The 19,710-nt window shown below is 63.4% G+C and carries 17 protein-coding genes; 15 read left to right on the top strand and 2 right to left on the bottom strand.

Annotated features, from left to right (window positions below):
- The first annotated feature begins 40 nt into the window (after positions 1–40).
- The 10 genes from ilvB to ACPPVV_RS01520 all read left to right on the top strand — a co-directional run bounded on the left by ilvB (position 41) and on the right by ACPPVV_RS01520 (position 13,537).
- Positions 41–1,840, top strand: a complete 1,800-nt coding sequence (gene ilvB, locus ACPPVV_RS01565) for a biosynthetic-type acetolactate synthase large subunit (RefSeq protein WP_426703141.1) — start codon at positions 41–43, stop codon at positions 1,838–1,840.
- 154 nt (positions 1,841–1,994) lie between these two features.
- Positions 1,995–2,243: an acetolactate synthase small subunit gene (gene ilvN / locus ACPPVV_RS01560; protein ID WP_426701729.1), complete on the top strand. Its 249-nt coding sequence runs from the start codon at positions 1,995–1,997 to the stop codon at positions 2,241–2,243.
- Positions 2,240–3,814, top strand: a complete 1,575-nt coding sequence (ilvA, locus tag ACPPVV_RS01555; RefSeq protein ID WP_426701728.1) for a threonine ammonia-lyase, biosynthetic — start codon at positions 2,240–2,242, stop codon at positions 3,812–3,814. Before ilvN ends, ilvA begins: the two co-directional genes overlap by 4 nt.
- A gap of 733 nt (positions 3,815–4,547) precedes the next feature.
- Entirely contained in the window at positions 4,548–4,865 is a 318-nt protein-coding gene (locus tag ACPPVV_RS01550) for a hypothetical protein (RefSeq protein WP_426701727.1), read from the top strand.
- Positions 4,866–4,930: 65 nt separating this feature from the next.
- Positions 4,931–6,190 (top strand): radical SAM protein, encoded by a 1,260-nt coding sequence (locus ACPPVV_RS01545; RefSeq protein WP_426701726.1) that lies wholly within the window; start codon positions 4,931–4,933, stop codon positions 6,188–6,190.
- Positions 6,191–6,232: 42 nt separating this feature from the next.
- A complete protein-coding gene (locus ACPPVV_RS01540) occupies positions 6,233–7,534 on the top strand; it encodes an ABC transporter permease (RefSeq protein ID WP_426701725.1) in 1,302 nt (433 codons plus the stop codon).
- Positions 7,535–7,538: 4 nt separating this feature from the next.
- Entirely contained in the window at positions 7,539–8,801 is a 1,263-nt protein-coding gene (locus ACPPVV_RS01535) for an ABC transporter permease (RefSeq protein WP_426701724.1), read from the top strand.
- Positions 8,802–9,190: 389 nt separating this feature from the next.
- Positions 9,191–10,084 (top strand): 4-hydroxybenzoate octaprenyltransferase, encoded by an 894-nt coding sequence (gene ubiA, locus ACPPVV_RS01530; protein WP_426703140.1) that lies wholly within the window; start codon positions 9,191–9,193, stop codon positions 10,082–10,084.
- Between the two features lie 163 nt (positions 10,085–10,247).
- Positions 10,248–12,161, top strand: coding sequence for a hypothetical protein (locus tag ACPPVV_RS01525; RefSeq protein WP_426701723.1), 1,914 nt, complete (start codon positions 10,248–10,250; stop codon positions 12,159–12,161).
- A 164-nt stretch (positions 12,162–12,325) separates the two neighbouring features.
- Positions 12,326–13,537, top strand: coding sequence for a sulfotransferase (locus ACPPVV_RS01520; protein WP_426701722.1), 1,212 nt, complete (start codon positions 12,326–12,328; stop codon positions 13,535–13,537).
- A 228-nt stretch (positions 13,538–13,765) separates the two neighbouring features.
- Here ACPPVV_RS01520 and ACPPVV_RS01515 read toward each other — a convergent pair whose 3' ends face one another.
- Together ACPPVV_RS01515 and ACPPVV_RS01510 are read right to left on the bottom strand one after the other, a co-directional pair.
- A complete protein-coding gene (locus ACPPVV_RS01515) occupies positions 13,766–14,485 on the bottom strand; it encodes a ComF family protein (protein ID WP_426701721.1) in 720 nt (239 codons plus the stop codon).
- 12 nt (positions 14,486–14,497) lie between these two features.
- Positions 14,498–14,704 carry a hypothetical protein gene (locus ACPPVV_RS01510; protein WP_426701720.1) on the bottom strand — a complete coding sequence of 69 codons (207 nt, stop codon included), beginning with the start codon at positions 14,702–14,704 and terminating at the stop codon, positions 14,498–14,500.
- Positions 14,705–14,860: 156 nt separating this feature from the next.
- On the opposite strand from ACPPVV_RS01510, the gene bioB reads away from it, so the two are divergent.
- The 5 genes from bioB (at position 14,861) to bioC (ending at position 19,705) form a co-directional block, all read left to right on the top strand.
- The gene (gene bioB, locus ACPPVV_RS01505) at positions 14,861–15,904 is read left to right on the top strand and encodes a biotin synthase BioB (RefSeq protein WP_426701719.1); all 1,044 of its coding nucleotides are present in this window, start codon (positions 14,861–14,863) and stop codon (positions 15,902–15,904) included.
- 130 nt (positions 15,905–16,034) lie between these two features.
- On the top strand, positions 16,035–17,240 hold the full coding sequence (gene bioF, locus ACPPVV_RS01500; protein WP_426701718.1) for an 8-amino-7-oxononanoate synthase: 1,206 nt from the start codon (positions 16,035–16,037) through the stop codon (positions 17,238–17,240).
- Between the two features lie 28 nt (positions 17,241–17,268).
- Complete coding sequence (locus ACPPVV_RS01495) at positions 17,269–18,042, top strand: sulfurtransferase (RefSeq protein ID WP_426701717.1); 774 nt, start codon at positions 17,269–17,271, stop codon at positions 18,040–18,042.
- On the top strand, positions 18,039–18,824 hold the full coding sequence (gene bioH / locus ACPPVV_RS01490; RefSeq protein WP_426701716.1) for a pimeloyl-ACP methyl ester esterase BioH: 786 nt from the start codon (positions 18,039–18,041) through the stop codon (positions 18,822–18,824). Before ACPPVV_RS01495 ends, bioH begins: the two co-directional genes overlap by 4 nt.
- The gene (gene bioC / locus ACPPVV_RS01485; RefSeq protein WP_426701715.1) at positions 18,821–19,705 is read left to right on the top strand and encodes a malonyl-ACP O-methyltransferase BioC; all 885 of its coding nucleotides are present in this window, start codon (positions 18,821–18,823) and stop codon (positions 19,703–19,705) included. Before bioH ends, bioC begins: the two co-directional genes overlap by 4 nt.
- The last annotated feature ends 5 nt before the right edge of the window (positions 19,706–19,710 follow it).

Below are 19,710 nucleotides of genomic sequence, written 5' to 3'. Positions count from 1 at the left end.
TTCCTTCGCCGCCGACCCGCGACCGATCGTCGGCCGGCCGATGAGCGGCGCCGAGGTGATCGTGCAGGTCCTCGCCGACGAAGGTGTCGCGGTGATGTTTGGCTATTCCGGTGGCGCGATCCTGCCGGTGTACGACGCGGTATTTCGCTACAACGCCGAACATCCGCACGCCGACGGCAGCGAACCGATGCCGCTGGTGGTGCCGGCCAACGAACAGGGTGCCGGCTTCATGGCCGCCGGCTATGCCCGCGCGTCCGGCAAGGTCGGCGTGGCCATCGTCACCTCCGGCCCCGGCGCCACCAACATGGTCACGCCGGTGCGCGACTCGATGGCCGACTCCATCCCGCTGGTGGTGATCTGCGGGCAGGTGGGCACCGCGGCGATCGGCAGCGATGCGTTCCAGGAGGCGCCGATCAGCAACATCATGGGTGCCTGCGCCAAGCATGTGTTCCTGGTCACCGACGCGGCACAGCTGGAAGCCACCGTGCGCACCGCGTTCACCCTTGCGCGTAGCGGCCGGCCCGGCCCGGTGGTGGTGGACGTGCCCAAGGACGTGCAGAACAGCGCGCTCGACTTTTGCGGCAGTGGTGAGCTGGCGCTGAGTGGCTATCGGGCACGACTTCGAGCGGTGGAGCAGTCGACACTGAGCGATGCCGACTGCGCAGCATTCTTTGCCGCGCTGATGCAGGCACAGCGCCCGTTGATCTACGCCGGCGGCGGCGTGATCGCAGCGGAGGCATCCGCCGCGCTGCGCACGTTCGTCGACGCGTTCGGCCTGCCGGTCACCACCACCTTGATGGGCCTGGGTGGCTTCGACAGCACCGACCCGCTGGCGCTGCACCTGCTCGGCATGCACGGCACCGCGTACGCAAACTATGCGGTGGAGGACTGCGACTTCGTGCTGGCGCTGGGCGCGCGTTTCGACGACCGCGTCGCCGGAGTGCCGGACAAGTTCGCGCCGCGCGCGAAGTTCATCGCGCAGATCGACATCGACCCGGCCGAGATCGGCAAGGTGAAATCGGTCGACTGGCATCACGTCGGGCCACTGACACGCGCGCTGGAACGGCTCACTACTTACGGCGACGCACATGGCCTGCGGCCGAAGCTGCACGCCTGGCATGCACACGTGGCCGAACTCAAGCGCGTGCATGCGATGAACTACGACCGCGCCGGTGCGCTGATCCAGCCGTACGCGGTGATCGAGGCGATCAACCGCCACGCGCAGGGTCGCGCCATCGTCAGCACTGGCGTAGGCCAGCACCAGATGTGGGCGGCGCAGTATTTCGACTTCCGCGCGCCGCGCCACTGGCTCACTTCCGGCTCGATGGGCACGATGGGTTTCGGCCTGCCCGCGGCGATCGGCGCGCAGTTCGCGCATCCGGGCAAGCTGGTGATCGACATCGACGGCGACGCCAGCATCCGCATGAACATCGGCGAGCTGGAAACCGTCACCACGTACAACCTGCCGTTGAAGATCGTGGTGCTCAACAACGTCGGCGACGGCATGGTGCGGCAGTGGCAGAAGCTGTATTTCAAGGGCCGCTTCGCCGCGTCCGACAAGAGCCTGCACAAGAAGGATTTCGTGCGTGCCGCGCAGGCCGACGGCTTTGAATGGGCGCGGCGGCTGGAACGCAGCGAGGAACTGGAGGCGACCATAGCCGACTTCCTTGCCTTCGACGGCCCGGCCTTTCTCGAAGTGATGATCGACCCGGACGCCGGCGTGTATCCCATGGTCGGCCCCGGCGCCAGTTACGCGCAGATGATCACCGGCGATTTCATCGCCTCACGCGCAGCGGCGCCGGCAAGGGAGGTCGAGGCCACCGCGACGTCGATGTTCTGAGCTTTTGATCTTCCCTTCTCCCTCTGGGAGAAGGTGGCCCGAAGGGTCGGATGAGGGTTCGGGTGAGCCTCAGCGCCTCGCTCCGCCCGAACCCTCACCCGCCTGTCGGCACCCTCTTCCGAAGGGAGAGGGACTCAATCACCGGAGTTCCGCCATGAACCACACCCTGTCCATCCTGCTGCAGAACGAAGCCGGCGCACTGGTGCGCGTGGCCGGGCTGTTCGCCGCACGCGGCTACAACATCGATACGCTGACCGTGGCGGCCACGCACGATCCGGCCGTCTCGCGACTCACGCTGAGCCTGCAATGCGACGACGCAGGGGTCGCGCAACTGCTGCAGCAGACCAGCAAGCTGGTCGACGTGTTGCAGGTGGCGCATCCGGCCACCGCACTCGCCGCATGAATGCCGTTGCCGCCCCGGTCGATGAAGCTGGCGAACTGCTGGCGCAGATCCGTACCGCGCGCGTCTACGACGTGGCGGACGAGTCGGCACTGGACGTGGCGCCGCTGCTCACCGTGCGGCTGGGCCAGCAGGTGTTGCTGAAGCGCGAGGACCAGCAGCCGGGGTTCTCGTTCAAGCTGCGCGGCGCGTACAACCGCATGGTGCAGCTGGATGCGGCGCAGCGCGCACGCGGGGTAGTCGCCGCCTCGGCCGGCAACCATGCGCAGGGCGTGGCGCTGGCCGCGGCGAAGCTGGGCATTCGCGCCACCATCGTGATGCCGGTGACCGCGCCGCAGGTGAAGGTCGACGCGGTGCGCCGCTTTGGCGGCACGCTGGTCGAGGTGGTGCTGGCCGGCGATTCGTACAGCGAAGCGCAGGCCGCCGCCATGCAGCTGCAGGCGGAACGCGGCGCGGTGTTCGTGCATCCGTTCGACGACCCGGCGGTGATCGCCGGCCAGGGCACCATCGCGCTGGAAATCCTGCGCCAGCACCCGGGTCCGTTGCAGGCGGTGTTCGTGCCGGTGGGCGGCGGCGGGTTGCTGGCCGGCGTCGCCGCCTGCATCAATGCGCTGCGGCCCGGGGTGAAAGTCATCGGCGTGCAGGCCAGCGATTCCGACGCGATGGCCCGTTCGCTGGAAATCGGCGAACGCGTGCAGCTTCCCGAAGTCGGCCTGTTTGCCGACGGCACCGCCGTGAAACAGGTCGGTGCGTTGACGTTCGCGCTGTGCCGGCAGCATGTCGATGCCATGTTGCGCGTGGACACCGACGCGATCTGCGCGGCGATCCGCGACATCTACCAGGACACCCGCAGCGTACCGGAGCCATCCGGCGCGCTGGCGCTGGCCGGACTGAAGCAATATATCGCCACGCATCAAGACGACAGGGGTGGCGGCGCCCTGGTGGCGATCGTCTCCGGCGCCAACATGAATTTCGATCGCCTGCGCTTCGTCGCCGAGCGTGCCGACGTCGGCGAACAACGCGAGGCGGTGTTCGCGGTGACGATTCCGGAAGAACGCGGCAGTTTCCGCCGCTTCTGCACCACGCTGGGCAAGCGCAACATCACCGAATTCAACTACCGCATCGGCGATGCCCGCTCCGCGCATATTTTCGTGGGCGTGCGGATTGCCAGTCGCAACGAGCGCGAGGCGTTGATCGACGCATTCCGCGCCCAGCATTTCGACGTGCTCGACCTTACCGACGATGAACTGGCCAAGCTGCACCTGCGCCACATGATCGGCGGCCGTTCCGCGCTGGCCCGCGACGAACTGCTGTACCGCTTCGAATTCCCCGAACGGCCCGGCGCGCTGGTCCGCTTCCTGCGCCAGCTGCATCCGGACTGGAACATCAGCCTGTTCCATTACCGCAACCACGGCGCCGACCACGGCCGCATCCTCGTCGGCATCCAGGTGCCTGACACAGAACGCGCACTGTTCCAGCGCTTTCTGGCCACCATCGGCTATCCCCATGTGGACGAAAGCGACCACCCGGCTTACCAGTTGCTGTTGCGCCGGAAGGGTTCGTCGCAGGATTGATGCCCCCGATCTGCCGAAGCGGGCAACGGGAGGCTGGCCACGGTGCGCACCGGATCCACATGAGAGCTTCTGCACTCCATCGTCCGCCTGGAACACGAAGCTGAGCATGCCGACCCATCCGGTGAACTCCCAACCACCGATGGGCCGAACGGGCCAGCAACGCACCGATGGCGGAATCCATCCGGGGTGGTGGGAGCACGTGGACAAAGGCGACGGGATTATTCGCCAGTGCGCGCATGCATCTGTCATGCATCTGTATCGAGATGAGATGAACACAATGATCAACCCGTCGCGTGGGAGCACCTGAAAAACACGCAACTACCATCCGGATCGACGAGATCTCGATCAGCCCTCTCTCCACATGCGGCACGAATGAGATCGTGCGCACACTGCGCCAGCCCGATCATTGACAAGCGGCCATCCTGTAAGCTAGTTCTGATGCAGGGATAATTCTTCATGGATGGGGGGACGGCAGTGACACTTCCGTACGGACCAAGGACAGGTCGTTGCCGATCGCGCCGATCGCGCGCACCGATTGAATGCTCCGACTTTTGCGTCCCCACGCACCTTCCCTCCGCAACAGCTTTCCGTTCGTCGCCTGTTCGGCGCGGCGCCATGACCCGATCGCAGACTTGACCTGATTGCCAATGCAAGCGGTGATCTTCCGCGTGCGTCGTCAACAGGATGAGGGGAGTCCGCACCTGGCGGATATTTCAAAGTAAAGGGACTTGTAATGAAAAATAAAGCTAATGCAAAGAATGCAGCAGCCTTCTGCGCGTTGCTGGCAGCGTTGGGCGTTGCGGCGCCAAGCATCGCAGCGGCATCGACGGTGGCAGACAACGTCCACACGATCCGTGAGACGCGAGCCAGCTTCCCGCAGATCAAGGAATCCAAGGCGCTGATCGAAACCACCAACCGGGCCTACGAGAAGCAACTTCTCGCAGCCGTTCACGCGGACGGCACCGTGCACGCGGATGGGACCGTGCATGCGGACATCGGCACAAAGAACCCGAAAATCGGCAGCCTCCGCGACACGCAGGAAACTGCCTGACATTCATCAGGGAATCGGGCCATGCACCAGGTAACTGGTGCATGGCTTCCACAGGGAGAAGGGGAATGTCCGTACTTGATATCCAGATCATCGACGATGACCTGATCAATGCCGCCGCGATCGAAGAAGCCGCGATCGCCGTCGAAGAGAACAAGAAAAGAGCGCCGTTGCAGATGATCCTGCTGAAGATTGCCGAATTCTGCAATCTCAACTGCGATTACTGCTTCATGTTCAATCTGAACGACTTCTCCTACAAGAAGAAGCCGAAGAAAATGACGCTGGATGTGATTCGTGCCGCAGGCGCCAATGCCGCGCGGGTTGCTCGCATCCAGGAAACGGCCTACATCACTTTTTCGCTCCATGGTGGCGAACCCACCATCATCGGCCGGGACTGGATTCGCGAGGCAGTCGCCATACTTCGCGAGTACGAAAGCGAAGATCTGAGGATCGACATCTACATGCAAACCAACGGCGTAGTGATCGATCAGGCATGGATCGACTTCGCCAGGGAATTGAACATCTTCATCGGCGTCAGCATGGACGGCACTCGGGAGTCGCATGACAAGCATCGCGTCGATCACAAGGGTCGCGGCTCTTATGACCGGGTAGTGCGCAGCCTGAGTCTGCTCACCAAAGAGGAAGATATTTTCACCGGCACGCTGACCGTGATGGATCCGGAGGTCAGCGGGCTGGAGGTTTACCAGTCGCTGCGCGCGATCGGCATCGAGGCGATGGATTTCCTGTGGCCGCTGGATTACAACTGGGACAATCTGCCGCCTGGCTTTTCCGATCCGGGCGTTACCCGGTTCGCGGACTATCTGATTCCGATTTTCGATGCGTGGTGGGAAGAGGACAACCCGAACATCCAGATCCGGCATTTTCAGAACATGATCGCCGGGCTGCTCGCCTACCGTTCGCGGCTCGATGCCATCGGTGCTCCCCCGGTCAGCATTGTCAGTATCGATACCGATGGCGGCATCGAACCGGTCGATTCGCTGCGGGCATGTGGCGACGGATTTACCGAGATGAACCTCAACATCCTCCGCGATCCGATCGAGATGATCTATACCAAGGATCTTTTCAAGACGACGATCAGGGGCAAGGACAACCTCTGCGAAGCCTGCCGGATATGCCCGGTCAAGGATGCCTGCGGCGCGGGCTACCTGCCCCATCGGTACAAATCGGGCAAGGGATTCGAACAGCCGTCGGTCTATTGCAAGGATCTGTGGAAGTTGATTTCGCACATCAGCGAAAAAATGGCCGACGAGTACAAGGCCGAGCGGTTCTCCCTGCCGGCCGACAAGCAGGCCCCCACCATCATGTAAAACTGACAGCTACGGGTGATTGCCCGTGGTGGACGACGACGGATGTTCGATTACTACCTGCGTTCCGCATTTCGCAAATCCCTGGCCCATCCATGGCTGACCGTGGCGACGGTGCTTATCGTCGGATTGGGGGTGGCTGCATGCATGACCACGCTGTCGGTCCTGCGCGCGGCCACCCGCGATCCGATTCCTTCCCTTTCAGCGTCACTCTACGCACCGGCCATCAGCACGTCCGGGCAGACACAGGCCACCCTTGCTGCCGCCACTGGCCTGGCTGATTACGATACGGCACAACGCCTGCTGGGCAGCGACCGCAATGCCGTCTTTGCGGACTATGCGTTGAGCGGCATTGCCTTGCCGCAGCAGTCGGGGCTTCACCCGATGCCTGTCAACGGGCATGCCGTCAGTACCTCGTTCTTCTCGATGCTTGATGTTCCATTTGCCTTCGGCGCCCCCTGGTCCGCAACCGAAGAAGACCAGCGCGAACCACTGGTCGTGATCAGCAGCCGATTGAACAATGCCATCTTTTCCGGTCGAAACAGCGTCGGCAGCACGCTGCGCTACAACGACTCGACCTTGAGAATCGTCGGTGTCCTGCGCGACTGGGATCCACAGCCACGCTTTTATGATGTCAATGCGGGAAACGGCTATCCGGGCACCGACGAGGATTTTTTCGTGCCGCTTCAGTCGGCACTGAGTTTTCAATGGCGCAGTTCCGGCACAGTCGCGTGCATCGAGTCGCCCGATGGGCAGGGATTCAAGGCATTGCTCGGCTCGAGCTGCCTGTGGCTCTCGCTGATCGCCAAGGCGTCCACGCAAGCTGACCTCGGCAAGCTCGACAGGGCACTGGAATCCGGCACCGGCAAGTTCGCCGGCTCCGGTGCAAAGGCGTCGGCCCGAATGATTCCGTTGCGCTCCCTGCTCGAGAGCAAGCACATTGTTCCCGACGGTGTCCGCTCGTCAGTGGCCGTTTCCATTGCCCTGTTCATCGGCTGCCTGGTCACCGTGGCCAGCCTGATGATGAGCAACTACATCGGCCGACTTCCCGAGTTGGGGTTGCGCCGCGCACTCGGCGCCCGCAAGGGAGACATCTTTCGGCAACTGCTGGTCGAAGCGGGGGTGATCGGTGCACTGGGTGGCGCCGTCGGTATCGCACTCACCTTTCTGGGCGTCGCCACGGTCCATCGACTGCTACCCTCCGGTCCGGCCCAACTGGCGGCGCTGCCAGCCAGCTCCGTCGCCCTGGCCTTGCTCGGAGCGATGATCACCACGCTGATTTCCGGTGGTTACCCCGCGCTCAGTGCCGCCAGGGTGATGCCGTTCCGCGCCATCAAGCAGGGTTGACGTCATGGTGATGCCGAAGCCGCCCTCACGCGCCGATCTCCTTGCCACACTGCGGCATCGCGCAGCGGTGATTTTCGTGGTTCTGCAAGTGGCCGTCGCGCTTGCGGTGGTGGCCAACGCCACCTTTATCATCGCTGGCCATGTCCGTACCATGCAGCGGCACTCGGGCGTCGAGAGCGCCGGGCTGTTTTCGTTCACACAGCAATGGCTGGACGTGGGTGACGTCAACTCGGTGGAACAGGCGAAGGCACTCAATGCCCGGCAAGAAGCCGATCTTCGCGCGATCAGAGATGTCCCCTCCGTCGCCAATGCCGCGGCGATCAGCACGCTGCCTTTGACCAACAATCTGTGGACCACTTATGTGGCAAAGGGACCGTCGACTGCCGGTCACGGCGTACTCGTCAGTCTCTACAACGCGGACGAACGCGCACGATCAACGCTGGGCTTGAAGCTGCTGAGCGGCCGCGATTTCCGGGCTGACGAAATCGTCCCGAGATTCTCCGGCGCCAATGACGCACCTCCTGTAGTCATGGTTACCGCGCATCTGGCGCAACGGCTGTTTGGCGATCAACCTGCGCTGGGTCGGCTCGTTTACTTGAACAAGGGTGCCACGCCGTCGCGGATCATCGGGGTTCTCGACACGCTGCAGTCCCCAGCCGTCTACCAGTTGTCCGACGGCTCCATCTGGGACAGTGTGCTGTTGCCGGTCAGGACAGTCTCGGCATTCACCCGCTACATCGTCAGGGCCAGACCAGGACAGATCGATCAAGCCACCACCGAGGTAAAACAGGCGCTGTACCGGATCGATCTCAACCGGCTGATGACCGATGGCAGTGTCTACAAGTTCAGCGACATCGAGCTGGATGCCTATCAGGTCGACCGCGCGGTGACGTACACGATGATCGCGATCAGCCTGATCATGATACTTATCGCCGGCGGGGGTGTTTTCGCGCTGACCAGCCTATGGGCAAGACGAAGGCTACGATCCCTGGGCGTCCGGCGTGCGCTCGGGGCTCGCCGAATCGATATTGTTGCCCTCGTCCTCGGGGAGAATATTTTCGTGGTGGCGGCCGGGTGCGTGCTCGGCATCCTCCTGGCAACCGGTCTGAACATGCTGCTGATGCAGTGGTACGAGGTTGACCGGATAAGCATCGCCACCGTTCTGGGGGCGACCTTGTGCATGATGTTCGTAGCCCAGATTGCCGCTCTGCAACCCGCGCTGAAATCGGCGGCATCCGACCCCGGCGCCGTCATGCGTCTGATCTAGCCAACGCCGAAATCGGCACTGATTGCAGGTCATGCCATTGTTTGGCTCGATGAAAAATCGCCAAATTGACAATGAGGTCGAGGCGACCGCCGAAGGGCTGCCATAGTCGAACCACCCTACTTCACAGCGGCATCCGGACCATCTTCCTGTGCGGATCCGTGCAATTCTTGAGCGCTACGGCCGAGTTTGTGCGCGCTGTCGCATGTGGTGGAAGCGTACCGCTGAAACCTGCTTGCTCGCGCTAGACTCCGCGGATGGCTCAGACACCTCGCAAACGCAAACGGCGCAGCAGCCCGCCATCGCCGACGGTTCGGCCTCGCCCCGGCGCACCCAGGCCGGCGGCCAAGCCGGTGAATCAACCCGCCGACAGCTCGACCCGCGCCACCCGCGTGCTGAACTGGTTGCTGCAGAAATTGCCGACGTGGCATCGCGAGAAGGCGCTGGACTATCTGGTGCTGACCCGAATGGATCGGCCCATCGGCGCATTGCTGCTGCTGTGGCCGACCTGGTGGGCGTTGTGGCTGGCGGCCGGCGATTTTCCACCGTGGAAGCCACTGATCATCTTCACCCTCGGCGTGTTCGCGATGCGCGCGGCCGGCTGCGCGATCAACGACTACGCCGACCGCAAGCTCGATCCGCAGGTGGCACGCACCGCCGGCCGGCCGATCGCATCGGGACGGGTGACGCCGCGCGAGGCGTTGATGGTGTTCGCCACGCTGCTGGTGTTCGCCTTCGTGCTGGTGCTGTTCACCAACCGCTTGACGATCGAGCTGTCGTTCGCCGGCGCCGCGCTGGCGGCGATCTACCCGTTCACCAAGCGCTGGACCTATCTGCCGCAGGTGGTGCTGGGCGCTGCCTTCGGCTGGTCGATCCCGATGGCGTTCACGGCGGTCAGCCACACGATGCCGCCGGTCGCGTGGCTGCTGTTCATCGGAAACATCCTGTGGTCGGTGATCTACGACACCGAATACGCGATGGTCGACCGCGACGACGACCTCAAGGTCGGCGCGAAATCCACCGCCGTCCTGTTCGGCGACGCGGACGTGCCGATCCTCGGCATGCTGATGGGCACCTTCCTGCTGGCGATGCTGTTCGTCGGCCAGCGCGCCGGGCTGGGCTGGCCGTACTGGCTGGCCCTGCTGATCGCCGCGGGCCTGTTCGGCTACCAGCTGTGGCTGATCCGCGACCGCATCCGCGAAGCCTGTCTCACCGCGTTCCGCCACAACAACTGGCTGGGTCTGGTGGTGTGGATCGGCATCGTGCTGGCGCTGGCGGTGCGTTGAGTTCAGAGGCATGCTGCCAGACACAATTGACCCTCAGCGTAACTGCAGGCGCATACGAGATGGCAAGAACTACGCGACCGAATCCGTACAGCGGCACTGAGCTAGAGCGCCATTACATTACAGGAAACGATCAGTGGGTAGGCGAAAACGATGCGCCTAATTCATGAGAGAAATTGGCCTTTCAACCGAACGACCTCGGCTCCTCTCGGCGGCGGCGTGGATGTTCGCCATATGTCTTGCTGCATTGCAGGCACACTTTTTTCTTGTAGGTTTTCGATTAACAGGTGACGATGTTCTTTTCGAAAACATCATACTGCATGGGAAAATCGCTGAATTCATCACACAGACCGCCAACGAGCAAGCGCGTATAGGCCAGTATATTTTGGTCCCGCTACTGTTGGTGGGTTCGCATTTCTCCAGCAGCATATTTTTTAGAGTATTTTATGTCGCCCTTTGGTATATCGATGTCTTGCTATTTTCGACGTGGTTATCCCAGTTAGCTCGCGCCCCAATAGCACTGATCGTTTTCGTCAGTATCGTGGTGCTACAGCCCATGATTGGCTATCACATGCCTCCGGTTGGCTATCCTCTTGAGCTCAGCGTGCCGCTATTGGTAGTGCTGGCAACTCGCCTTCTGCTTGCGCCCGACGCAGCGGTGATATCGCAGAAGCGGCGAATGAAATGCTGGCTAGTTTCCCGCATGGCGTGGGTTATCTATGCAGGGGCTGTATTGAGCAGTGAGTACATCATTATATTTGCCTCGTGCATAGTGCTGATGGAGGCTTCTACAGCAAACATCCAATCGAAGTCGCGTAATGTGATCGGGACACTCAGGCTCTATCGTGGCGATTTATGGATAATTTTATTCGTCTATATGGCTTATCTGATTTTTCGATGGAGTCATCTCTCACGCTATGATGGTGCCACGCTGGACGGTCTAAGTAACCATCGCAACCTGCTATTTACTTTCGCCATGCATATAGCGAGCGGCACATGGCTACCGTTTGCGGATACCTCGGCGCTAACTCGAGGAGCCGTAGTCGGCTCGACTTTCTCGGTTGCGTTCTGCGCCGGAGCCATTTTTTTGCAATGGCGTACAAAACCTCTTGAAGCGACACCAAAAACCCAAAAACTTTGGCGCCTCAGCGGACTGCCCTTGCTCGGAGTAGTCGCACTTACGTTGCCGGTGGTTGCCGCGAGCAAACAACAGCATTGGTGCACGGTCGACCATAATTGCAGCTACCTAGACAGCCGCTTGTCACTGTTAATGCTGGTGGCTGCGGTTACGCTGGCAACACTGCCGCTGTTGCGCTTCGAGAAAGCGTTTCGCTGGATCAGTGTTTGTGTTTTTTTCGTGCTCACTATCAGCGCGGCTGCCTGCTACGCTATCGGTCGAGAGCAGGCGACTGGCATGCATATTGCGTCATCAGGTTGGACAAGAGCTCGCATGATTGCGTGCTCGCCGGGTGTCGACGCGACTAGTGCGAGTAGTTTTATTGATCCACAGCATTTTATCCCGATGCATAGCTTCATGAACCGTGACGCTTTCTGGCAATCCTACATGAGCCGTATTGCCAAAGGTGGTGACTGCTTGCATCAGGTAGCAGTATCCAAGGTTTACCGCACTAGTACGCTGGCTCTTGGCGAAGCAGCTCAAATCCGACTTGGGGGTTCGGGCCTTCCTTTGCTGGTCTCTGGCTGGAGTTACCCTGAAGTGGGTGGCGTATGGAGCGTCGGCTCGTCAGCGATCATTGAGTTACAAGTTCCTGCCTCAAACAAAGCCGTCATCGTGGCTTTGCAGTTGATCTCTTATGCCCCAGCAGCGGGTCAATCCCAGCCTGTTTCCGTGCTCGTTGATGGGCAGGAGGCCGCCCAGTGGATGGTCGCCAGTGATGTCGCAAAACCTTATACCTTCATTGTTCCAGCCGCCACCCTGCATACGGGTGGGAAGCTACGCATTCGACTTGATATTGCTCACCCCATATCCCCCTTACAGAGGAATGAATCGGCGGACCCGCGCGAACTCGGAGTCCTGCTTAGTAGTTTGCAGTTGCAACCAATGACGTCTCCACAGTAAGTGATTGTACTTGCATCATTATCGAAACGTCGCGCGCGCAACTAGACATCACCAAGCAGCCCTTCAAGGCGTCGCCCGACAAGCGTCAAGAGCATCGCCAGGGCTCAATGTATCTTCCAGAACAACAGTTCATCCGGGCAATGATGGTCCGTTCCGCAAACTAGATGCGAGATGCGAAAACACCTTTGGCTCGCGCGACGTCCCTTTCGGCACCTCTCTCTGGCGTGTTCAATCGGCGCCCGGCATCTCGGGTATGGTTCGACGGCATTGTTATTTGCGATTTTATTCACCAGGCAGATCACATAAGCGCGGGCCGTGCGACACTCCCGGAACCTTCGCCACGCACGTCGTCTTTGCGCTTGGCTCCCTCTGCTTTTTGCGGAACCGATGCCTTGACTCCAACATTTCCCAAGATGTTCGACCGCCTCCGAAGGACTTCGCGCCAGCATCCGACCGGACCTCAATCGGAAACGCTCGCAACACCAGCATCCGATGCCGACGCACTGTCCGCGGCGTGCCGCCGCATCGCTCCACAGGGCTTGTTCGTCATTGGTGCCGCCCGAAGCGGCACGACCATCCTGCAGAACGCGTTGAACGCCGCTGACGGCATCTTCCTGTTCGGCGAACCCGCTTTCCATCGCGATCCCGGCCATGCGGATTTCGCGACGCGCTACAACGGCATGCATCGCGCCTGGGGCAATCAGGAGAACAAGAGCAGCCATTGCCCTGACCTGTTCGAAACGGATGCCGCCTGGTGGGACTATCTGGCGTGCCTGGCCGACAGGTATCCGCGCGTCGGCGCGAAGATCGTCATCAACCCCGAACATGCGATGGACGAAAGCCGGCAGCTATTCGACTTCCAGTGCCGGCATTTCTACCGTTCCCACCATGTTTTCACCTTCCGCAATCCGCTGGATGTGCTGGTGTCCACCCGCGGACTGGCACAGCTCACCGGTGGCCGGGTCGCTACGCATACGGAGGTCCTGCGCAGCTTCTTCGCGGTATTGCAGCTGTTCGTCCTGAGCCTGCGCAACCTGCCGCACGTGCACGTGGTTTTCCACGAGGCCGTCGACGCGGACATGTTCCATGCGCTGGGAAAGGCACTGGATACGCCGTTGCCCCATGCCATGGATTATTACGACCACGGCAAGGTTCGTCATTACACGCTGGAGGACATCCCGCTGATCCACCAGCCGTCGATGACCGAGGCCATGACGCTCTACGAGGATTTCCGACACGAGGCGCTGGCCGGTTTTCGGCTGCTCCAGATCGAACAGAACAACGGTCATCTCGACGACGCCCACTTCACTGCGCTTGGCCGCCTGTCATGGCGGATCACGCGTTTTCTCGATGGTCTCGTCGAACCCGGCGATTGATCCGAAGCAGGCCTCGCGATTACCAAGCAACACGAATGCTGCCGCAATGTCGACGCGAATTTCTTCAGGACCTCTTTGATTTAGACGTCCAGATCCAGTGTTGTCACGCACCTTGCATCGAGCTCGCACCCGCGTTTTTTCGCCCGGACCAGCAACGCGCGGCCGTGCTGGCTGCCCGCGGAAATGGCGTCAACAGCCATCCACTGCCGATCGGCAGCCCGATCCATCTCAACCGGTGACGCGCGGCGACGGCGCACGCGCCAGCGCCCATACATCCACACGTTGCACGCCGGCGCGTCGAAGTACGCGGGTGCATTCGGCGAGGGTGGCGCCGGTGGTCATCACGTCGTCGAGGATCGCCACGTGCGCGGGCAAGGCGATGTCTTCGCGCACGGCGAACGCGCCATGCACGTTGCGGCGGCGTGCGACCGCGTCGAGTTCGGTCTGGGCATCGGTGGAACGGCGACGCTCGAGTGCATCGTGGCGCAACGGCACGTCGAGTGCGCGAGCCAATGGACGGGCCAGTTCCAGCGCCTGGTTGTAGCCGCGCCGGCGCAGCCGGTGGCGATGCAATGGCACGGTCAGCAGCAACTGTGGCAACCCGATCGGACAGGGTTCGCGCTGCCACAGGATCGACAGCGTGCGGCCGGCGGCGAGATCGCTGCCGAACTTGTAGCGCGACTCCAGCCGATCCAGCGGCCAGCCGTAACGGAACGGTGCCCACGCCGCATCCCACGGCGGCGCGCGTCGCTGACATTCGCCGCATAGCGCAGCCCCGGTCGCCAGCGGCAACGCGCAGCGCGCGCAACAACTGCGGTTGCGCGGCAGTTCCGCCGCGCAGTCGGCGCACAGATCCATGCCGGCGAACCCGGCGGCGCCGCACAGCAGGCAACGCAGCGGCAACACGAATTGCTGCAGTCGTCGCCAGTATGTTTTCAGCGCGTCCATGCGCAGATGTGCTCAGCGACCCGGCTTGTACAGCGCCGCGTCGAGGATCGACCACAGGTGAATGATCCATCCGAGCAGGAAGAACCACAGCACCGCCGCCAGCACGAACATGATGATTGCCTTGAGCAAACGCCCCTGCACCAGCTGGCCCAGCCCCGGGATAAAGAGGCTGCAGATAGCCGCGAGCACGTTGCCGGTGCTGCCTTGTCCTTCCGTCATCCCGTGCACTCCGAAGTCTTGTGGTGGCCGTAAAGGCCATGGTAACGGGTGAAGCGAGGCGCGTGCCTTCGTCAACCAACGTCGCCATGAGTCAGGTTGACACACTCCGGGACGACTTCCACACTCTCGCGATTCTTGTCAGGGAGTTGCCGTTCCATGGCCGACATCGCCATTCGCCACGACTGGAGCCGCGCCGAGGTGGCCGCGCTGTTCGCGCTGCCGTTCAACGAGCTGCTGTATCGCGCACATACCATGCATCGCGAGCACCACGATCCGAACGCGGTACAGGTGTCGACCCTGCTGTCGATCAAGACCGGCGGTTGCCCCGAAGACTGCGCCTACTGCCCACAGGCGGCGCGTTACGACACCGGGGTGCAGGCGCAGAAACTGCTGCAGGTCGACGACGTGCTGGCACGGGCAAAAGCCGCAAAAGCCGCCGGCGCCAGCCGTTTCTGCATGGGCGCGGCCTGGCGTGGGCCCAAGGATCGCGACATCCCCAAGGTCGCCGCGATCGTGCGTGCGGTGAAGGACCTGGGCATGGAAACCTGCGCCACCCTGGGCCTGCTCGGCGACGGCCACGCGCAAGCGTTGAAGGAAGCCGGCCTGGACTATTACAACCACAACATCGACACCGCGCCGGAGTTCTATGGCGAGATCATCCACACCCGCGAATACCAGGATCGCCTGACCACACTGGAACAAGTGCGCGATGCCGGCCTGAAAACCTGCTGCGGCGGCATCGTCGGCATGGGCGAGACGCGCGAGCAGCGCGCCGGCCTGCTGCAGGCGCTGGCCAACCTGCCCGAACACCCGCAGTCGGTGCCGATCAACCAGCTGGTGGCGGTGCCAGGCACGCCGCTGGCCGATGCCGACAAGCTCGATCCGTTCGAATTCGTGCGTGCGATCGCGGTGGCGCGGATCCTGATGCCGCTGTCGATCGTGCGATTGTCCGCGGGTCGTCAGCAGATGGACGACGCGGTCCAGGCGCTGTGCTTCTTTGCCGGCGCCGGCTCGATCTTCCTGGGTGACAAGCTGCTCACCACGGGCAATCCCGACGTGGAGGCGGACCTCGCGCTGTTCCGCCGGCTCGACCTGTATCCGCTGGAAGTCGTGGAACAGACCGGCACGGTGCACGCCGACATCCTCGACACCGAGGCAGCGGGTTGCGGACAGGGCTGCGGCTGCAGTGCGGCGGCGTAAGAGCACCCCACCCCATCCCTCCCCTGAAAGCAGGGGAGGGAGCAGCGCGCGCAACTTCGGTCCGGTCCCTTCCCCTGCGCAGCAGGCGGTCAGGAAGGGGTGCTCTTCGCCCCCCGCAGAACTCTGACGCATGCCCCGACCCGACCTGCTACAGCGTCTCGCCACCCATACCGTCGAACGCGAGCACGCACAACTGCGGCGCCGTCTGCGCACGATCGACCATGTCGACGGCCCGTGGCTGCACAGCGGTAGCCAGCGTCTGCTGTCGTTCTGCAGCAACGACTACCTCGGACTGGCGCAGCATCCGCAACTGGTCGCCGCACTCACCCGCGCCGCCCGCGAGGAAGGCGTGGGCAGCACCTCGGCGCATCTCATCTGCGGCCACCGCAGCGCACACGCGGAACTGGAGGAGGCGCTGGCCGTCTGGACCGGACGCGAACGCGCCCTGCTGTTCTCCACCGGCTACATGGCCAACCTTGGCGTGCTGCAGGCGCTGCTGGCACGTGGCGACGTGTGCGTGCAGGACAAGCTCAACCACGCCTGCCTGCTCGACGGTGCGCAACTCAGCGGCGCGGAGTTGAAGCGTTATCCACACGCCGACGTGACCGCCGCGGCGCGACAGCTGGCATCGCATCCCACCGCCGCCGCGCTGCTCGCCACCGATGGCGTGTTCAGCATGGATGGCGACGTCGCGCCGCTGCGTGAGTTGGCATCGCTGTGCGCCCTCGAAGGTGCCACCTTGATGGTCGATGACGCGCACGGCTTCGGCGTGCTCGGCGACGATGGCGCCGGCAGCCTCAGCGCCGCCCAACTGGGCCAACATGAAGTGCCGCTGCTGATGGCCACCCTGGGCAAGGCGCTCGGCTGCAGCGGTGCATTCGTGGCAGGTCCGGACGCGCTCATCGAAGGCCTGATCCAGTTCGCGCGCCCGTATATCTACACCACCGCGATGCCGCCGGCGCTGGCCGCCGCCGCGCTGGAAGCGGTGCAGGTGGCGCGATCGGAAACGTGGCGGCGCGACAAACTGGCCGGCTTGATCGCGCGCTTCCGCCACGGCGCCGCCGAACTCGGCCTGCCACTGGCCCACTCCGCCAGCGCCATCCAGCCGTTGCTGCTGGGCAGCGCCGACACCGCGCTGGGCGCGGCGCAGGCGCTCGAACGACAAGGCCTGCTGGTGACTGCGATCCGTCCGCCCACCGTGCCCGCCGGACAGGCGCGACTGCGCATCACGCTGTCGGCGGCGCATGAGGAAGCCCACGTCGATCGGCTGTTGGGCGCGCTGGAAACACTGCGTCTGTCGGACGCGTCGCAAGCCCCGTTGGGCAACCCCGTATAATCGCCACCTGCTCCGCCGACTCCCCCGCATGTCGATCGTCAACATCTCCGCCTACAAGTTCATCAGCCTGGACGACCTGCCCGTGCTGCGCGAGCGGCTGTTCGCGCGCTGCGAGGCGCTCGCACTGAAAGGGACGATCCTGCTGGCGCCGGAAGGCATCAACCTGTTCCTTGCCGGCAGTCGCGCGCAGATCGATGGCTTCACGGAAACCCTGCACGACGATCCTCGCTTCGCCGACATCGCGCCAAAGGAATCCTTGTCCGACGACGTGCCGTTCGGACGCCTGCGCGTGCGCCTGAAGCAGGAAATCATCACCATGCGCCTGCCCACGATCCGCCCCGAGGGCGGCCGCGCACCCGCGGTGGACGCGCCCACCCTGCAACGCTGGCTGGACCAGGGTCACGACGACGACGGCCGCGAGGTGGTGCTGCTGGACACCCGCAACGACTACGAAACCGATCTCGGAAAATTCCCGCAGGCGGTGGACTACCGCATCGCCAGCTTCACCGAATTCCCCGCCGCGATCGCCGCCGACCGCGCGCGCTACGAAGGCAAGACCATCGTCTCGTACTGCACCGGCGGCATCCGCTGCGAGAAGGCCGCGCTGCACATGCAGGACCTCGGCATGGAACACGTCCACCAGCTCGAGGGCGGCATCCTGAAGTATCTCGAGCAGACCGACGGTGCGCACTGGCAAGGCGACTGTTTCGTGTTCGACGGGCGCGTTGCCGTGGACAGCACGCTTGCGCCAGCCGATGTCCCGATGCCCGCGACGCGCACCGACAAGGATCGCGACGCATGAGCCTGTATATCGACAAGCGCGGCGATGGACCGATCCCGCTGGTGCTGTTGCACGGTTGGGCGATGCACGGCGGCGTACTGGCGCCACTGGTCGAGGCGCTGGAAGCCCGGTGCACCATGTACGTGGTCGACCTGCCTGGCCACGGTTATTCGCGCGACTGCGGCCTGCCGCTGGAACCACGTGCCTGCGCCGCTGCGATTGCCGAGGTCACACCGCCGGCGACCTGGCTCGGCTGGTCGCTGGGCGGCACCATCGCGCTGACCGCCGCGCTCGAGTTGCCGCAACAGGTGCGCGGCCTGGCGATGTTGTGCGCCACACCGAAGTTCGTGCGCGACGCCGGTTGGCCACATGGCGCCGACGACAAGCTGGTGCACCAGCTGGCCAGCGACCTGGAAACCGACTACCACGCCACCATCGAACGCTTCCTGGCACTGGAGGCGATGGGTAGTCCCGATCCGCGCGCCGAACTGCGCCATCTGCGCGAACTGGTATTCGCCCGCGGCGAGCCCGACCTGCGCGTGCTGCAGGAAGGCATCCGGATCCTGGAAACCAGCGATCGCCGCGCCGCCCTGCCCGACCTGCGCGCCGCGAGCGCCTGGATCAGCGGCCGTCGCGACCGGCTGGTGCCGCCGCAGGCGATGCAATGGTCAGCCACTCAGTGCGGCGGCAGCTATACCGAGATCCAGCAGGCCGGTCACGCGCCGTTCTTTGGCCATGCCGCGGCGGTGGCCGAGGCGTTGCAGCCGCTGCTGCACCCCACAAAATCCGAGCACGTTCGATGAGCGACTTCCAACTCGACCAGCACCAGGTGCGCCGTCACTTCGGCCGCGCCGCCACCAGCTATGAACAGCACGACGTGCTGCAGCGCGAAGTGCAGGCCGCCCTGCTGGAACGTCTGGACTTCTATACGGAAACCCCGCGACGCGTGGTCGACGTCGGCGCCGGCACCGGTCGCGGCACCGCGTTGCTGAAGCAGCGATATCCGAAAGCCGAGGTGATCGCGCTCGACCTGGCGCTGCCGATGCTGCGCACCGCCAAGCAGCACAACAGCTGGCTGAAGCCGTTCATGCGCGTATGCGCCGAGGCCACGTCGCTGCCGCTGGCCGACCACAGCGTCGACGTGTTGCATTCCAACCTGTGTTTCCAGTGGATCGACAACCTGCCGGCCTTGTTCGGCGAATGCGTGCGCGTGCTGAAACCCGGTGGCCTGCTGGCGTTTTCCACCTTCGGACCGGACACGCTGAAGGAACTGCGCGCCGCCTGGGCCGACGCCGACCAGCAGCCGCACGTAAGCCGTTTCCTGGACATGCACGACGTCGGCGACGCGATGCTCACCGCCGGCCTGCGTGATCCGGTACTGGACGTGTTCCACTACACCCTCACCTACAGCGAACCGCGCAAGTTGCTGGAGGAACTGCAGGGCCTCGGCGCCACCAATGCCGATCGTGCACGCGTGCGCGGCCTCACCGGCAAGACGCGCTACCAGCGCATGCTGGCGGCGTACGACGCCATGCGCGTCGACGGCCGCATCCCCGCTTCGTGGGAGGTGGTCACCGCCCATGCATGGGGTCCGCCGCAGGGACAGGCGCGTCGCGGTGCCGACGGCGGCGAGATCGCCAGCTTCTCGGTGGACAGCCTGCGCGGGTCGCGACGCCCGCGCTGAGCGCG

The organism is Rhodanobacter sp. Col0626 (assembly GCF_049994385.1).
Classification (GTDB): Bacteria; Pseudomonadota; Gammaproteobacteria; order Xanthomonadales; family Rhodanobacteraceae; genus Rhodanobacter.
This window is presented reverse-complemented; position numbering and strand designations above follow the sequence as displayed.

Bases quoted from the DNA above. Each gene is read 5' to 3' on its own strand.
- ilvB (WP_426703141.1), top strand. From the start codon at position 41: ATGAGCGGCGCCGAGGTGATCGTGCAGGTCCTCGCCGACGAAGGTGTC.
- ilvN (WP_426701729.1), top strand. From the start codon at position 1,995: ATGAACCACACCCTGTCCATCCTGCTGCAGAACGAAGCCGGCGCACTG.
- ilvA (WP_426701728.1), top strand. From the start codon at position 2,240: ATGAATGCCGTTGCCGCCCCGGTCGATGAAGCTGGCGAACTGCTGGCG.
- ACPPVV_RS01550 (WP_426701727.1), top strand. From the start codon at position 4,548: ATGAAAAATAAAGCTAATGCAAAGAATGCAGCAGCCTTCTGCGCGTTG.
- ACPPVV_RS01545 (WP_426701726.1), top strand. From the start codon at position 4,931: ATGTCCGTACTTGATATCCAGATCATCGACGATGACCTGATCAATGCC.
- ACPPVV_RS01540 (WP_426701725.1), top strand. From the start codon at position 6,233: ATGTTCGATTACTACCTGCGTTCCGCATTTCGCAAATCCCTGGCCCAT.
- ACPPVV_RS01535 (WP_426701724.1), top strand. From the start codon at position 7,539: ATGGTGATGCCGAAGCCGCCCTCACGCGCCGATCTCCTTGCCACACTG.
- ACPPVV_RS01525 (WP_426701723.1), top strand. From the start codon at position 10,248: ATGAGAGAAATTGGCCTTTCAACCGAACGACCTCGGCTCCTCTCGGCG.
- ACPPVV_RS01520 (WP_426701722.1), top strand. From the start codon at position 12,326: ATGCGAGATGCGAAAACACCTTTGGCTCGCGCGACGTCCCTTTCGGCA.
- ACPPVV_RS01515 (WP_426701721.1), bottom strand. From the start codon at position 14,485: ATGGACGCGCTGAAAACATACTGGCGACGACTGCAGCAATTCGTGTTG.
- ACPPVV_RS01510 (WP_426701720.1), bottom strand. From the start codon at position 14,704: ATGACGGAAGGACAAGGCAGCACCGGCAACGTGCTCGCGGCTATCTGC.
- bioB (WP_426701719.1), top strand. From the start codon at position 14,861: ATGGCCGACATCGCCATTCGCCACGACTGGAGCCGCGCCGAGGTGGCC.
- bioF (WP_426701718.1), top strand. From the start codon at position 16,035: ATGCCCCGACCCGACCTGCTACAGCGTCTCGCCACCCATACCGTCGAA.
- ACPPVV_RS01495 (WP_426701717.1), top strand. From the start codon at position 17,269: ATGTCGATCGTCAACATCTCCGCCTACAAGTTCATCAGCCTGGACGAC.
- bioH (WP_426701716.1), top strand. From the start codon at position 18,039: ATGAGCCTGTATATCGACAAGCGCGGCGATGGACCGATCCCGCTGGTG.
- bioC (WP_426701715.1), top strand. From the start codon at position 18,821: ATGAGCGACTTCCAACTCGACCAGCACCAGGTGCGCCGTCACTTCGGC.